Here is a 13152-nt window from a genome sequence, read left to right on the forward strand (position 1 = left end):
ACACCGCCGATGCCGCGCCCCCACCCCACCCTCCCCCGCGAAGAGCGGGAGAGGGAGTGAGAGGCCAATGCCCGTAGCCTGAAATGATAGGCTTCACAGCGCGCAGATTCCGATGAGAATACGTCTCAGCATGATTTGTCAGCCGCTTTCGTTTTCGTGGGTTTCAATGCTGCGCAGGGTCGGCCCGGAAAGTGTCAACGACCATGAGACATACTTTGGGCATTTGGAACAGACGTCAAAATAGCCGCTTCCTATTTCGGAGGCAGTCCGTCCGTGGGCCAGCGCCGAAGGCGGGCCCAGCTCGGCATGCCCTGAAATATCGAAAACAACCCCATGCAAAGTAACAGGCTGTCGCTGGCATGAATGCTGTGACCGATCCCGCAAAAACATTTGACACGTCGGGCAAATCAGTGGCATTATTGCATCCTCACGCAATTCGCAAAAAATCCCATGGCCCTGCCTGACGGCGGGCCATTGGTCGCGATTGCATGCCAAAACTCCCGACCATTGAAGTTGTACCGGCTCGTCGCGGCGAATGATCGCCTCTCGCGTTGCCCAACCGTGCGCGCTTTGCGATGCACGTGCTCAAGGAGATATCGACAAGGACACAGTTATAGACCTCAACAAGTCAACGGCGATCGCCGCAACCGGTCTGACCAAGGCTGCCGCAGCCGTGCAGGTAAAACTCTCGTCGCACGGATACTACATCGACCATCCGGATCCGGAAGCGGGCGAACAGCTCATGGCGGACGCCTTGGGGGTCGCCGATCGCGATGCGATGAATGGCATCCTGAGACAATTGGTGAAGGCCAGCATGAACCGGCAGAAGCCCAACGCGGTCACCCTCTCCTTCATGATTTCAATGATCCGAAGCATCAAGCCGAGGGATGCCGTCGAGGCCATGCTGGTGGCGCAGATGGTGTCCGTTCACGTGATGGCGATGCGATCTGCCTATCACCTCGCCAAGGCGGAAGACATCGCTTCGCAAGACAGTGCCGGGCGCGCCCTGGGCAGGCTGGCCCGCACCTTTCCGGCCCAGATGGAGGCGCTCAACCGCTATCGCACCAGCAGCGAGCCTGCCATCACCGTGCAGAACGTCTCGGTTCAGGATGGCGGCAACGCCATCGTCGGCAACGTCACGCAGCACACCAGCGTGGTCGTCTCGGACAACAGCGGGGCGCCCGCGGTGACGGATGCCCACATGCCCGAGATCCCCGATCGCGGCGCAGAGGCGCCCGATTCCGTGGCCGCCAAAAGGCAAGCGCAGGCATGAGCGACCATGCCCGCACTACCGGCCCCATGCTGGCGAGCCCGCGTTGCGGCGCAAAAATCCGCTCCGGCGGGTCGTGCCGCTCGCCGGCGGTGCGCGGCAAACGGCGCTGCCGCATGCACGGCGGTGCGCCCGGATCCGGCGCACCAAGGGGAAACCAGAACGCGCGCCGGCACGGCCTGTTCACGGGGGAGGCGATCGCCGAGCGCCAGCAGATTCGCGACTTGCTGGGCGAAGCGCGGAAGTTGCTGGAAACGATGAAATGATCGGTTGCGCAAAGCCGAAGCCCACGATCGCCGGCGCGCAAATCAGCGAAAGCGCGGCACCCTGGAGCTTGTTCTGCGGCCGACTGATCGCCGTGACCGTAATTCGCCGGCACCGGTGACCGCAGACCTTGCATGAATCTCGTGCCCGGGCTTCAATCGCCCCGGGGGCTTTTAAATGACAAAGCAGCTATTCACCCACCGGATATGGGTCACGCTTGTACTGCTGATCGTGTCGGGCGGCTCGCCGGCGCGCGCCGACCGCTGCGATGATCTCGCGGCCCAGCTCAAAAATCAGATCGACGGCCTTGCGGTGGGCAAGACCGCGGCCAACCTGATCTACCTGTCGCACCCCTCGGCCACGGAACTCACGCTCGGCTGTGCCAGCCGCAACCTCACCAACCAATTGTTCGCCAAGGCCGACAGCCGCAAGCCGAAGCCGGCCTTCATCGATCTCGTCGCCAGCGCCGCCGCCATCATCTTCACGCTGCCGAAAGACGACATGATGAGCGGCGCGACGCGCTGCATCAGGCGGATGGGAATTTTTCGCGGCGACGACGTCTCGACGCGCTATCGGCGCCTGGACATGCGCTGCGCCCGGACCAGGACCGAGGCCTCGATCACGATCTCCCGCTCTACCGACGAGTGAGCGGCGCAGGTCTCAGCTGGCCGCCGAGAGCGGACGTATCGGTACATTTTGAGGCAGATTGCAGCCTGCCGTTCACCATGCCCCGGTCTTGGCCCAGATCGCGCGCGGTGCAGGGCATCGGATTCACAAAGCGTTCGCTTCCCTCTCGGCATAGTCGCAAGCAATGACCCCTTGAGGATTTCTTTCATGAGCAGCATTTCGAGTATTCCGGCGTCGCCCCCGATAGCTCCGGTGGTGAATGCACCCGACCCCAGCGCGTCCAAGAGCCCGGACGTGACAGCGGCCGACGACGCCGGTGCGACCCAGCCGGCGGCTTTGGCCCCGCTGCCGCCGGGACAGGGAACGCGGATCGATCAGATCGCCTGAAGCGGCGCTGTTCGGCGGTTGCACGGACCTGTCATGGGGCTTGCCACAGGCGAGACCCGGTGGAGGCTATGACACCTCCTGTCCTGGCATCGAAGAGCGGGCGCTGGTGTCAGGCCTGCAGGGCCATGCTGACTACACTTCAAGGGTACGCTATCGTCTGCTGCCCGCAACTGTGGTGAGCTAGGAACGAGGCGATGTCCAATACCAGAACCTTCACCGGCGGCTGCCATTGCGGCCTGGTGCGCTTCGAATGCACCGCCGATCTGGCGCTCGTGACCGCGTGCAACTGCTCGATCTGCACCAAAAAGGGCCTGCATTTCACGTTCCTGGCACCGGGCAGTTTCGTGCTGCGCGCCGGCGAGGACAATCTGAAGGAATATCTGTTCAACAAGCACGCGATCCGGCATCAGCTCTGCCTCGACTGCGGGGTCGAAATATTCGCGCGCGGCAGCAAGCCCGACGGCACCGAGGTGGTGGCGCTGAACGTCAGCTGCATCGACGGCATCGAACTGGCAAAGATCAAGATGACGCCGATGGATGGGCGCAACAGCTAGTGGACCGATTCCATGAAACCTATCATTTCAGGCCACGAGCATTGGCCTGTCACTCCCTCTCCCGCTCTTCGCGGGGGAGGGTGGGGTGGGGGCGCGGCATCGGCGGTGTTAGTTGCGTCTGTAGCCGCGATACCCGATCGATGGATTTTCGCCCGGAGCTTCCCCCACCCCAGCCCTCCCCCGCGAAGAGCGGGAGAGGGAGCGCGGCATCGCAAGCTTCGATATGATCAGAACTTCGGAAACGCTGGTCCAGAGACAAACTGCATCTCGGCGGCGGCGCGCTCCCTCGCTCCGCTTGTGGAGCCAGCGCGCTCGCATCGCGATTCAATTGCCGCCTACAAATCCAGCTCCTTGTAATGGCGGAAGATGCCGTCTTCGTTGAACGCGATACGGCGGTCGCTGCAAAGATAAGCCTTGATGTTGGGCCTGATGGCGACGCGATCGTGCAGGGCGACCAGACCGGGAATCTCGCGCTCGAATGCCGTCATGCGTTTCGGAAAGGCATAGCGCAGTCCTTCCACGATCTGGAACAGCGACAGATCAACGTAGGTCAGCCTGCGGCCGGTGAGATAGAAGCCGCCATGCTCCTGCGACAGCCGCTCGAAATAACCCAGATATTTCGGCACCCGCTCGTTCCAGAACTCCGCGCTGCGCTTTTTCGCAGGTTGACGCTGATCCTCGTAATACAGCGATGGTCCGAGCGGATGATGGGTGTCGTGAATTTCCAGCACGAAATCAGCGACGGTGAGCTGCAGCTGATGCACCCATAGTCGCCCGGCTTCGGCCTTCGGCGCCAAACCGTGGCGCGATCCGAGATAGAGCAGGATATTGGCAGTCTGGCCGATCACGAGCCGGCCGGCTTTCAGGAACGGCGGCGCGAATGGCGGCGTGCCGCCGCCGGCCTCCATCATTTTCACCATCGCGGCCATGCCGCGTTCGTCGCGCGCAACATCGGCATAGTCGGCGCCGGCCTGTTCCAGCGCAAGGCGGACATATTCGCCGCGGCCCTGAATGCCCGGCCAGTAAAAGAGTTGATAACGCATCTGAAACCCTCATCTCCGCGAGGCCGGCCTGAAGCGCCGGCGGTCCGGCGTAAACACAAAAAGGCGCCGCGGAATGAACCGCAGCGCCTTGTTTCGTGGCCGGTTCGCAGACCATCAGGTCTGCTGGATCGCCGACAGTTCCCAATTGCCGCCACGCGGCCGCACGAAGGTCCACACCTCCGTCGCTTCGGTTGGCGCTTCGCTGCCATCGACCAGCCGGCCGGTCAAGCGATCGAAGGTTTTGTCGACCAGCGAATACCGCATCGCCACGCTGGCGTAATCGGTATCGCCCTCGCGCCAGGCCTCGGCGAGGTCGCCCTGCAGCAGCTTGACGTCGGAGACCTTGTTGACGACGTTGCGGGCCTTGTTCGCCTGGATATCCCCGCTGAAATACGACACCAATTCCGGCGTTCCCAGCGTGTGCAGCCTGGCGATATCCTCGTCCGACCACGCCGCCTGGATCTCGCCGAGCAGACGCTCGAAGGCTTGGTAGTCGGCCGGCAGGATCTCCAGCGGCGCGCTGCCTGATCCGAGCCCGAAACCCGAACCCGTGCGGAAGCTTGCTGGCGCGGCCGGACCCGCGGCCGCACCGGCATAGGCCGTCTGGTGACGGCGCTGCCACCATGACATTGCGAGCCGGACCACGATGACGATCAGGCCGATCTGCAGGATCAGGCCGAAGATCGACGACATGCCGCCGAGGCCGCCGAACATGCCGCCGCCGAACAGCATGCCGAGCAGACCGGCACCGAGGAAGCCTGCGGCGAGGCCACCGAGCAGGCCGCGGCCGGAGCCGCCGAAGAACCCCCCGCCGCCGCCGAGCGGTGCGCCCAAGCCCGGGCTGCCCGGCTGCGTCATGGTCCGATTGAAGGGCGATGCCGTGCCCGGCGCCGTTGACGTGCTGGGCGGCGGGGAAAAGGTCCGCATGCCCCGGGAACCCGAGCTGAGGCCGCCGCCGACCCGGGCGTCGGCCGCCGAGACCGCCAGCAATAATGGTAGCGCCAGCGATAATACCAGCGCGATGGCCTGGACGATGCCACGGCCCTGTTGCGTGAACTTCATGACAATTCCCTCAAATCCCCGGCAGGGGGGAAGCGCCCTTAAGATGGGCAGCGCTGCCCAAAAGTGAAGCCAGCAGCGGGAACCGAGGCTGCGGCCCTCGGTCGCGGTCAACAGATGATCGTGCTTAAGACGGCGCCATGGTTTCCTTGACCGCGGCGACCAGCTGGCTCAGCGTGAAGGGCTTGGGCAGGAACGCGAATTGCTGGTTTTCCGGCAGGCTCTTCTCGAAGGCATCTTCGGCATAGCCCGAAACGAAGATGATCTTGAGGTCCGGATTGCGCTCGCGCATGGCTTTCAGAAGGGTCGGGCCGTCCATTTCCGGCATCACCACGTCGGAGACGACGAGATCCACGGCACCGTTCTCCTGCTCCAGCGCCTCCATGGCCTCGATGCCGTTGGAGGCTTCGATCACGCTGTAGCCGCGCGAGCGCAAGCCGCGCGCGTTCAGCGAGCGCAGGCCTTCCTCGTCCTCGACCAGGAGAATGGTGCCCTGCCCGGTCAGATCCGCCTTGGGCTTCGCCTCGGCCGGCGTTTCCCTGGCGGCGCCCACGGTATCGGGCTGGGTCTCCAGATCGGGATGATGGCGCGGCAGGAAGATATGGAACGAGGTACCGTTGCCGGCTTCCGAGTCGACATAGATGAAGCCGCCGGTCTGCTTGACGATGCCGTAGACCGTCGACAGGCCGAGACCGGTGCCCTTGCCGACTTCCTTGGTCGAAAAAAACGGCTCGAAGATCTTGTCGACGATATCGGCGGCAATCCCGGTGCCGGTATCGGTGATGTCGATCCGCACATAATCCGCCGGCGGCATGCCCTTGTAGGCGAGATGCACCGTTTCTGCCGATGTTACATTTGCGGTCCGCACCGTCAGCTTGCCGCCGTCGGGCATCGCGTCGCGGGCGTTGACGGCCAGGTTGACGATCACCTGTTCGAACTGCGACACGTCGACCTTGACCGGCCAGAGATCGCGGCCATGCACCAGATCAAGTTTTACCTTTTCGCCGATCAGGCGCCGCAGCAGCATGGTGAGATCGGACAGCGCGTCGCCGAGATCGAGCACCTGCGGCCGCAAGGTCTGGCGCCGCGAGAACGCCAGGAGCTGCCGCACCAGCGTCGCCGCCCGGGTCGCGTTCTGCTTGATCTGCATGATATCCTGGAACGAGGGATCGGTCGGCTTGTGCGCGTTGAGCAGAAAGTCGTTCGCCATCATGATGGCGGACAGCACATTGTTGAAATCGTGCGCGATGCCGCCGGCGAGCTGGCCGACCATGTCCATCTTTTGCGACTGGTTGATCTGGTTCTCCAGCGCGCGCCGTTCGGTGGTCTCCAGCATGTAGACGATGGCAGCTTCGGTCTCGCGTTCGTCCTCCGCGACCGCAGTGACGAAGAACTGGCCCCAGCGCTCCTTGGCGCCGTCCAGCATCGCCTCGACCGGCGGGATATCGCCCTGCCCTTCTGCCGCATGGTTGATGGCCGCAATCAAGAGGTTGCGATCGCGGGCGCTGACCGTTCTGAAGATCGATTTGCTCGCCGCCCCGTCCGGGCTCAGACTTTGCGCCAGCTTGGCAAACCGGGCATTGGCGCGCACCACCGCGCCGCCCCGGTCCACGGTCGCAATCGCCATCGGGGTGTGATCGAAGAAACGCATGAAGCGGACTTCGGCAGCGCGCTGCGGATCGGAACGCTCATCACGCGCGCGGCTGATCACCAGCGTCCGCGAGGCGCCGGGCACGCCGTCGGCGCCGAATGCGAGCTTGTGATAGAGCCGCACCGGAAGGGTCTTGCCGCCGCGCATGCGCAGATCGATATCGAATACCTCGGTCTTGACTTCACCGGGCACCGGCGGAATCGATGTCAGGAGCGCAGCGCCATCGCCGGACACGATGTCGGTCAGCTTCAGGCCGCCCGATCCGATCTCGGCGAGATCGTGATCCAGCCAGTTCGCGAGCGTGGCGTTGACATAGATAAGCTCTCCGGCGGCATTGACCGAGAAGAACCCGCAAGGGGCATGATCGAGATATTCGATGGCGTGCCGCAGTTCCTGAAAAACGTCCTCCTGCCGTTCGCGGTCGCGGGTAATGTCCGCAACCGACCACACCGTGTACTTCGCCTCGCGCTTGCCGTGGCCGAGCGGCCGTACCCGCAACCGCAGCCAGCGGCCATGGTTGCCATCGGTCGTGGCGACGCGGACTTCTTCCTGCTGCCGCTTGCCTTCGCGCGCCGCCTTGAGCAGGCGAAACACCGCCTCGGATACGTCGGGATTGCCGATGAAAACCCGTTCCACCGGGCGCACCTCGAGCGGGCTCGCCGCCCCGGTCAACGCCAGGTAGGCGGCGTTGGAATAGACCACGTGACCGCGCGGATCGGTGACCGCAAGGCCGTCATAGGCCTGATCGGCGATGCGGCCCAGCACCGGGTCGTCGGCGGCACGGTCGGCGAAACGAATAATGCCGGCGGCGAACGCGAACAGGCTGAACAGCCCGACCATCGCCAATAGCGCCAGCAGGGCCAAAATGTAAGGTTGGGCCTGCGCCCGACCGATGGTCATCAGGGCGACCGCCACGGCCACGATCCCACCCGCCACCAACAGCACCAGAACGATGCTGCCGCCGCGACGTACCGGTTCGTGGGCAGTCATCGTGTCTGGCGAGGGTTCGTAATCAGGTTCGGCGGTCATACCGTGGGATACAGCCTATGGACGTGATGATAGACGCGCTTCCCGCACGCTCGCTCCTGAGTGCCTGAATCGGACCCACAAACGCAAGTCCATCAGGCGGCCATTTCGGTCGTTACCCGCAGTTCCGGTACTTTGCTCCGGGCTTTGCGCATCCAAAAACTTCAGGCCCGCCGGCCGGAGAGCCCGCGCTTCAGACCGATCACATAGCCGATGATCTCGGCGACCGCGTGATAATGTTCGACCGGGATCTCTTCGTCGATTTTCACGGTCGCGTACAAGGCCCGCGCCAGCGTCACGTTCTCGACGATCGGGATGTCGTGCAGGCCTGCGATTTCCCTGATCTTGAGCGCCAGCGTGTCAACGCCCTTGGCCACGCAGATCGGCGCCGGCATGCCGCGTTCGTAGGACAGCGCGACCGCGTAATGGGTCGGGTTGGTGATGATGACCGAGGCCTTGGGAACCGCGGCCATCATGCGCTTTTTCATCCGCGCCTGGCGCAACTGTCTGATCCGGCCCTTGACCTGCGGATCGCCCTCGGATTGCTTGAACTCCTCTTTCATTTCCTGCAGCGACATCTTCTGCCGCTCGTACCATTGCCGATACTGGAAGAAATAGTCCGCGATCGCAACAACCGCGAGCATCGCCACCACCGCGCCCAACAGATGCAGCGTCAGGCTGGTCGCGGTGGAAAGGATCATCTCCGGGTCGAACCGCACTAACGCTTCGAGGCGGTGACGTTCCGGCCACAGGATCGCCGTCATGACCACGCCCAGCGCGACCACCTTGAAGATCCCCTTGCCGAAGTTCGCCGCCGCCTGCTTGCCGAAGATCCGCTTGAAGCCGGCCGCCGGGGATATCTTGCTGAATTTCGGCTTTAAGGGTTCGGCTGACCATACCAGCCCGTGCTGCACCATGTTGCCGGCGATCGCCGCCAGCGCCAGCATCAAAAATGGCACTCCGAGCGCGGCCAACATTGCATATCCGAGGCTTTGCGCCAGTGCCAACAGGCCGGGACCGTCGGTGGGAAGCGTCCATGATTTGGCGATCAGGTTGCGCAGCGGCATCAGAATGCCGTCGCCGATCGATCCGGAAAACGTCGACAGCACCAGCGTCCCGCCGGCAATCACGAACCAGGTGTTGATTTCGTGGCTTTTGGCGACGTCGCCGTGCTCAAGCGCGTCGGCCAGACGTTTTTGCGTAGGGTCTTCTGTTTTATCCGCGCTGTCATTTTCGTCGGCCATATCGGGGCTTTCAGCTCAGCAGTATCAGATCGTGCATGACGCCGATGAAATAATCGAGGAAGGTTCCCATCATTGCCGCCAGCACCAGCGCCAAGATCAGGAAACCAGCGAGAATGGACAGCGGTACGCCGACGAAATAGACCTGCATCTGCGGCATCAGCCGCGCCAGCACGCCAAGCCCGATATTGAAAACCAGTCCGAACACCAAGAACGGCGCCGAAAGCTGCATGCCTATCTTGAAAGCGGCGGCGAAGGCGCGGGTGGCGAGCGCGGCAACGTCGCCGCTCGGCGGCATCTCGCCCGGCGAAAAGATGGCATAGCTGTCGTTGAGCGCGGCGATCAGCAGGTAATGGCTGTCGGTCGCAAACAACAGCGTAATGCCGAGCAAGGTCAGGAAATTTCCGACCAAGAGGCCCTGCTGGCCCTGGGTCGGATCGACCGCGGTGACGAAGCCAAGGCCCATCTGCTGGGCGATCACCGAGCCGGCGACCTGCAGCGCCGAAAGCGTCACCCGCGCGGTGGCGCCGAGCACAATTCCGATGACGATCTCGTGCAGCATCAACACCAGAAGCGGCGCCAGCGACTGCATGTCGATGTGGTAGGCGGCGCGGTGCAACGGCAAAATGATCAGCGTCAGCAACAGCGCGATCGCGAGCTTGATACGAACCGGAATGTTGGACTCGCCGAGGCCCGGCAACAGCATTACCATGGCGCCGATGCGGGCGAATACCAGCATGAAGGCGGCGGCGAGCGCGGGCAGCAGCGAGATATCGATGCGCATGATCGACGCATAGTGCCTCAGCCGCCCATGATTCGCGATGCTATCCGCATCATGTGGCTGTTCAGCGCGTCCGCCATGAAAGGCAGCGCCAGCAGCAGGGTGACAAAGATCGCCAGAATTTTCGGCACGAACACCAGCGTCTGTTCCTGGATCTGCGTCAGCGCCTGAAACAGCGACACCGTGACGCCGACCACCAGGCCAACGATCATCAAAGGCGACGATACCACGACGATGGTCCAGATCGCATCGCGCGCCACGTCGAGGGTTTCTGCGCCGGTCATTTTCGATCTCGCTCGCTTGAACAGAAACGTGCCGTCAGTCCCGATGCGCAATCGCGCATCCTGGGGCTGCGCCGTCGGCCGGCAATCGCCGACCTCAAGGCGCAGGCCCGGAGTGACCGCAAATCAGAACGAATCAGATCTGCATCTTCATGATGTCCTCGTAGGACTGGATCACCTTGTCGCGCACCGACACCAGCGTCGAAACCGCGACGTCGGTTTCCGCCACCGCGGTTACCACGTCCATGACGTTGGCCTTGCCCGACGTCATCGCGACGGTTTGCGCGTCGGATTTCCTGCCCGCGTCAATGACGCTTCCGATCGCGTCCTTGAGCATCGAGCCGAACGAAGGGCCGCCCGCCTCGGAACCTTTGCCGGCGCCGCCGGTGTCCAGGATGCGGGCCAGATTGGCGTAGGCATTCTTGGCGTAGGCGTTGGCAGCGACTGTTGGTAAAGCCATGGTTCAGATTCCTTCAGGCCTTGAGGATGTCGAGCGTGCGTTGGATCATCCGGCGCGTAGCGGCGATGATATTGAGGTTAGCCTCGTAGGATCGCTGGGCGTCGCGCATGTCGGTCATTTCGACCAGCGAATTGACGTTGGGGTATTTGACGTCACCCGCCGCATCGGCCGCCGGATTGCCGGGATCGTGCTTGATGCGAAACGCCGTCGGATCGGTACTGATCCTGCCGAGCGCCACCACTTTTGCATCCAGCGTGCGATCGAGTTCGGAGGAAAACGTCGGGATCTTGCGGCGATAGGGGTCGCCACCCGCAGTCTGCGCCGTGGAATCCGCATTGGCGATGTTTTCCGAGATCACCCGCATCCGCCCTGCCTGGGCGCGCAGGCCTGACGTCGCGATGCCCATCGAACGGGCGAAATCTGCAATGACTTGACGGTCTGCCATGGTATCCTTGTTTCTGGCCCCGGTTGGCCTCAGGCTTTGCCGATCGCGGTCTTGAGAAGATGCAGGCTCTTGCTGTAGAGCGAGGTGACTGCCGCGTAGTCCATCTGGTTGTCGGAGACCTTGAGCATCTGGTCTTCCAGATCGACGGAGTTGCCGGCGGGCCGGGTCTGGAACTTTGCCTTGTGGTCCTGATCGAAGGTCTGGGCGCCGCCATCCGAGGCGGCAATATGCGAGGTGGAGGTGCGCATCATTGCCAGCGCTCCGGTCGATCCGACACTGGCGCCAGTTGCATCGAAGGTCGGTTCGACCAGATCACGCGGCTTGAAGTTCGGCGTGTCGGAGTTCGCGACGTTTTCGGACAGGACACGCTGCCGCTCCTGATGCCACTGCATCCTGGTGCGCAAAGCCGACAGCACCGGAAGATCGTTGATGGACATCGCGCCGCTTTCTGCTCGTCCCCGGGGTACAATCCCCCGAGTGGGCAGAATTTGCCGCGTTTATGGTTAACAGAAGGTTAAAACGCGCCCCGGTAGAACTCCGGTGATTCCACGGTGCGGACCAGTCTCTTCGAGAACATGGCACGCATTGTCGCCACCAAAACGGCTTTAAGCAACCACATCAATGACATTGCAGGTCGGGCCCGAGAAGTCATTTTGGTCCAGCCGATTCATGGGTTATTAAGAGACATGGCGGTTTTTGCCGCCGCAAATTAAGATAGGCCAATAGCAAATAGGCAGAATCAGGGCTTTTTCGCGTCTGTTAAGGTCGGTTCCGATTCGCGTTCAAGGAACCCAAAACATGAAGAAAGCGTTGTTTTCCGGGGACAGAGCATGCAGGCACTGACATTCGTATTCGCGTTCGTGGCCGTTCTGGCGCTGATCGCCGTGGCCGCCTGGCTGGTCCGCCGATTCGCCGGGAATCGGATCGGCGCCCACCCCAATCGCGGCCGGATGCCGCGTCTGGCCGTGATCGACGCCGCCGCCGTGGACGGTCGCAGGCGGCTGGTGCTGGTCCGGCGCGACAATATCGAACATCTGCTGATGATCGGCGGCCCCACCGACATCGTGGTGGAAGCCAATATCGTACGCGCGATGGCCGCACGGGATCAGACGCCGCAACGGCAAGGCGTCGGGGCCGAGCCGCAGCCCCGGATCGCGCCCCTGCCCGATGCCGTCAGCTTTGGCGAAAGCGACGGGCAGCGGTCCGATGCCTTCAATCACCCCGAGCCGCAAATGTATGAGCCGCCGCCGCCGCCGCCGCGGCCGCCGCGGCCCTCTTTTGCCGATGAAGTGCGTCGCCCGGCGCCGCTTGCGGAGCGGCGCAGCGTCGAGCGTAGCGATCCGTTGACGGGTTTCGCGCCGGAGCCGCTCGGCGGCCGACCGGAGCCCCGCCCCGAACTGCGTGGCGAGCCGATGCCCTCGCGGGTGACATCGCGCAACGAACCCCTGATCCCCCGCCAGCCGCGCCAGAGCGAAGCGCTGAAGCCGCCGCCACCTCGTCCCGAGCGTCCCACCGCGCCGCCGCCGCCCCCCACCCCACCCCAGGGCCTGTCGGCGGCGGACCAAAACCTCGCCGAGATGGCGCAACGGTTGGAGGCGGCACTTCGCCGGCCGGGCGGCGATGTCCCGGATGCGCGGACCGGCGCACCGCCGGTGGCGGCCGAACCGCCGCCGGTCCGCAGCCCATCCCGCAACGAGCCACCGCCGGCCCCGCCGGTTGCCGCGCCGAAGAGTAATTTTGAAAATCTGGAAGACGAGATGGCGTCATTGCTGGGTCGTCCGAAGCCCAATTCGTGAGGCCGCAGGCCTTCCCGCGTAGAGTCTTATTTTTTGCCACCCTGATAACAGCCGGTTCGCTGGTCGGACCAGCGCTGGCGCAGGACATCAGCATCAATCTCGGCCAGGGCAATGGTGGCGTCACCGAGCGCGCGATCCAGCTGATCGCGCTGTTGACGGTGCTGTCGATCGCCCCGTCGATCCTGATCATGATGACCTCGTTCACGCGCATCGTGGTCGTGTTGTCGCTGCTGCGCACCGCGCTCGGTACCGCAACCGCGCCGCCGA

At 63.4% G+C, this 13152-nt stretch carries 15 protein-coding genes and 1 pseudogene; 7 read left to right on the forward strand and 9 right to left on the reverse strand.

Going from position 1 to position 13152, the window contains the following annotated elements; genetic code table 11:
- Positions 1-673: 673 nt before the first annotated feature.
- The 5 genes from ABSG20_RS16310 to ABSG20_RS16330 all read left to right on the forward strand — a co-directional run bounded on the left by ABSG20_RS16310 (position 674) and on the right by ABSG20_RS16330 (position 3102).
- Entirely contained in the window at positions 674-1273 is a 600-nt protein-coding gene (locus tag ABSG20_RS16310) for a hypothetical protein (RefSeq protein ID WP_423865542.1), read from the forward strand.
- Positions 1270-1536: an HGGxSTG domain-containing protein gene (locus tag ABSG20_RS16315; RefSeq protein ID WP_423865543.1), complete on the forward strand. Its 267-nt coding sequence runs from the start codon at positions 1270-1272 to the stop codon at positions 1534-1536. Before ABSG20_RS16310 ends, ABSG20_RS16315 begins: the two co-directional genes overlap by 4 nt.
- Before the next feature lie 175 nt (positions 1537-1711).
- Positions 1712-2182 (forward strand): hypothetical protein, encoded by a 471-nt coding sequence (locus ABSG20_RS16320; RefSeq protein ID WP_423865544.1) that lies wholly within the window; start codon positions 1712-1714, stop codon positions 2180-2182.
- Between the two features lie 186 nt (positions 2183-2368).
- Entirely contained in the window at positions 2369-2548 is a 180-nt protein-coding gene (locus tag ABSG20_RS16325; RefSeq protein ID WP_423865545.1) for a hypothetical protein, read from the forward strand.
- 194 nt (positions 2549-2742) lie between these two features.
- Positions 2743-3102, forward strand: coding sequence for a GFA family protein (locus ABSG20_RS16330; protein WP_423865546.1), 360 nt, complete (start codon positions 2743-2745; stop codon positions 3100-3102).
- Positions 3103-3437: 335 nt separating this feature from the next.
- Here the strand turns inward: ABSG20_RS16330 and ABSG20_RS16335 are convergent, their stop codons facing one another.
- The 9 genes from ABSG20_RS16335 to flgB form a co-directional block, all read right to left on the reverse strand.
- A complete protein-coding gene (locus tag ABSG20_RS16335; protein ID WP_423865547.1) occupies positions 3438-4145 on the reverse strand; it encodes a glutathione S-transferase in 708 nt (235 codons plus the stop codon).
- A 114-nt stretch (positions 4146-4259) separates the two neighbouring features.
- On the reverse strand, positions 4260-5207 hold the full coding sequence (locus ABSG20_RS16340; protein ID WP_423865548.1) for a Tim44 domain-containing protein: 948 nt from the start codon (positions 5205-5207) through the stop codon (positions 4260-4262).
- Positions 5208-5331: 124 nt separating this feature from the next.
- Positions 5332-7884, reverse strand: coding sequence for a cell cycle histidine kinase CckA (cckA, locus tag ABSG20_RS16345; protein ID WP_423865549.1), 2553 nt, complete (start codon positions 7882-7884; stop codon positions 5332-5334).
- 161 nt (positions 7885-8045) lie between these two features.
- Positions 8046-9125: a flagellar biosynthesis protein FlhB gene (gene flhB, locus ABSG20_RS16350; protein WP_423865550.1), complete on the reverse strand. Its 1080-nt coding sequence runs from the start codon at positions 9123-9125 to the stop codon at positions 8046-8048.
- 10 nt (positions 9126-9135) lie between these two features.
- Positions 9136-9906, reverse strand: a complete 771-nt coding sequence (gene fliR, locus ABSG20_RS16355; RefSeq protein WP_423865551.1) for a flagellar biosynthetic protein FliR — start codon at positions 9904-9906, stop codon at positions 9136-9138.
- 17 nt (positions 9907-9923) lie between these two features.
- Positions 9924-10187 carry a flagellar biosynthesis protein FliQ gene (fliQ, locus tag ABSG20_RS16360; RefSeq protein ID WP_423865552.1) on the reverse strand — a complete coding sequence of 88 codons (264 nt, stop codon included), beginning with the start codon at positions 10185-10187 and terminating at the stop codon, positions 9924-9926.
- Between the two features lie 133 nt (positions 10188-10320).
- Entirely contained in the window at positions 10321-10644 is a 324-nt protein-coding gene (fliE, locus tag ABSG20_RS16365; RefSeq protein WP_423865553.1) for a flagellar hook-basal body complex protein FliE, read from the reverse strand.
- Positions 10645-10657: 13 nt separating this feature from the next.
- Complete coding sequence (flgC, locus tag ABSG20_RS16370) at positions 10658-11089, reverse strand: flagellar basal body rod protein FlgC (protein WP_423865554.1); 432 nt, start codon at positions 11087-11089, stop codon at positions 10658-10660.
- Between the two features lie 29 nt (positions 11090-11118).
- Entirely contained in the window at positions 11119-11526 is a 408-nt protein-coding gene (gene flgB / locus ABSG20_RS16375; protein ID WP_423865555.1) for a flagellar basal body rod protein FlgB, read from the reverse strand.
- A 393-nt stretch (positions 11527-11919) separates the two neighbouring features.
- Here flgB and ABSG20_RS16380 point away from each other — a divergent pair, with 393 nt between their 5' ends.
- Together ABSG20_RS16380 and ABSG20_RS16385 are read left to right on the forward strand one after the other, a co-directional pair.
- Entirely contained in the window at positions 11920-12885 is a 966-nt protein-coding gene (locus ABSG20_RS16380) for a flagellar biosynthetic protein FliO (RefSeq protein WP_423865556.1), read from the forward strand.
- Positions 12882-13152, forward strand: a pseudogene (locus ABSG20_RS16385) (flagellar type III secretion system pore protein FliP); the annotation flags it as partial. The gene ABSG20_RS16380 and the pseudogene ABSG20_RS16385, both read left to right, overlap by 4 nt.

Origin of the sequence: Bradyrhizobium sp., from assembly GCF_049512235.1 — a bacterium.
GTDB lineage: Bacteria > Pseudomonadota > Alphaproteobacteria > Rhizobiales > Xanthobacteraceae > Bradyrhizobium.

What these genes read in the sequence shown, in the direction of transcription:
- ABSG20_RS16315 (WP_423865543.1), top strand. Translation starts at nt 1,270, where the DNA reads ATGAGCGACCATGCCCGCACTACCGGCCCCATGCTGGCGAGCCCGCGT.
- ABSG20_RS16320 (WP_423865544.1), top strand. Translation starts at nt 1,712, where the DNA reads ATGACAAAGCAGCTATTCACCCACCGGATATGGGTCACGCTTGTACTG.
- ABSG20_RS16325 (WP_423865545.1), top strand. Translation starts at nt 2,369, where the DNA reads ATGAGCAGCATTTCGAGTATTCCGGCGTCGCCCCCGATAGCTCCGGTG.
- ABSG20_RS16330 (WP_423865546.1), top strand. Translation starts at nt 2,743, where the DNA reads ATGTCCAATACCAGAACCTTCACCGGCGGCTGCCATTGCGGCCTGGTG.
- ABSG20_RS16335 (WP_423865547.1), bottom strand. Translation starts at nt 4,145, where the DNA reads ATGCGTTATCAACTCTTTTACTGGCCGGGCATTCAGGGCCGCGGCGAA.
- ABSG20_RS16340 (WP_423865548.1), bottom strand. Translation starts at nt 5,207, where the DNA reads ATGAAGTTCACGCAACAGGGCCGTGGCATCGTCCAGGCCATCGCGCTG.
- cckA (WP_423865549.1), bottom strand. Translation starts at nt 7,884, where the DNA reads ATGACCGCCGAACCTGATTACGAACCCTCGCCAGACACGATGACTGCC.
- flhB (WP_423865550.1), bottom strand. Translation starts at nt 9,125, where the DNA reads ATGGCCGACGAAAATGACAGCGCGGATAAAACAGAAGACCCTACGCAA.
- fliR (WP_423865551.1), bottom strand. Translation starts at nt 9,906, where the DNA reads ATGCGCATCGATATCTCGCTGCTGCCCGCGCTCGCCGCCGCCTTCATG.
- fliQ (WP_423865552.1), bottom strand. Translation starts at nt 10,187, where the DNA reads ATGACCGGCGCAGAAACCCTCGACGTGGCGCGCGATGCGATCTGGACC.
- fliE (WP_423865553.1), bottom strand. Translation starts at nt 10,644, where the DNA reads ATGGCTTTACCAACAGTCGCTGCCAACGCCTACGCCAAGAATGCCTAC.
- flgC (WP_423865554.1), bottom strand. Translation starts at nt 11,089, where the DNA reads ATGGCAGACCGTCAAGTCATTGCAGATTTCGCCCGTTCGATGGGCATC.
- flgB (WP_423865555.1), bottom strand. Translation starts at nt 11,526, where the DNA reads ATGTCCATCAACGATCTTCCGGTGCTGTCGGCTTTGCGCACCAGGATG.
- ABSG20_RS16380 (WP_423865556.1), top strand. Translation starts at nt 11,920, where the DNA reads ATGCAGGCACTGACATTCGTATTCGCGTTCGTGGCCGTTCTGGCGCTG.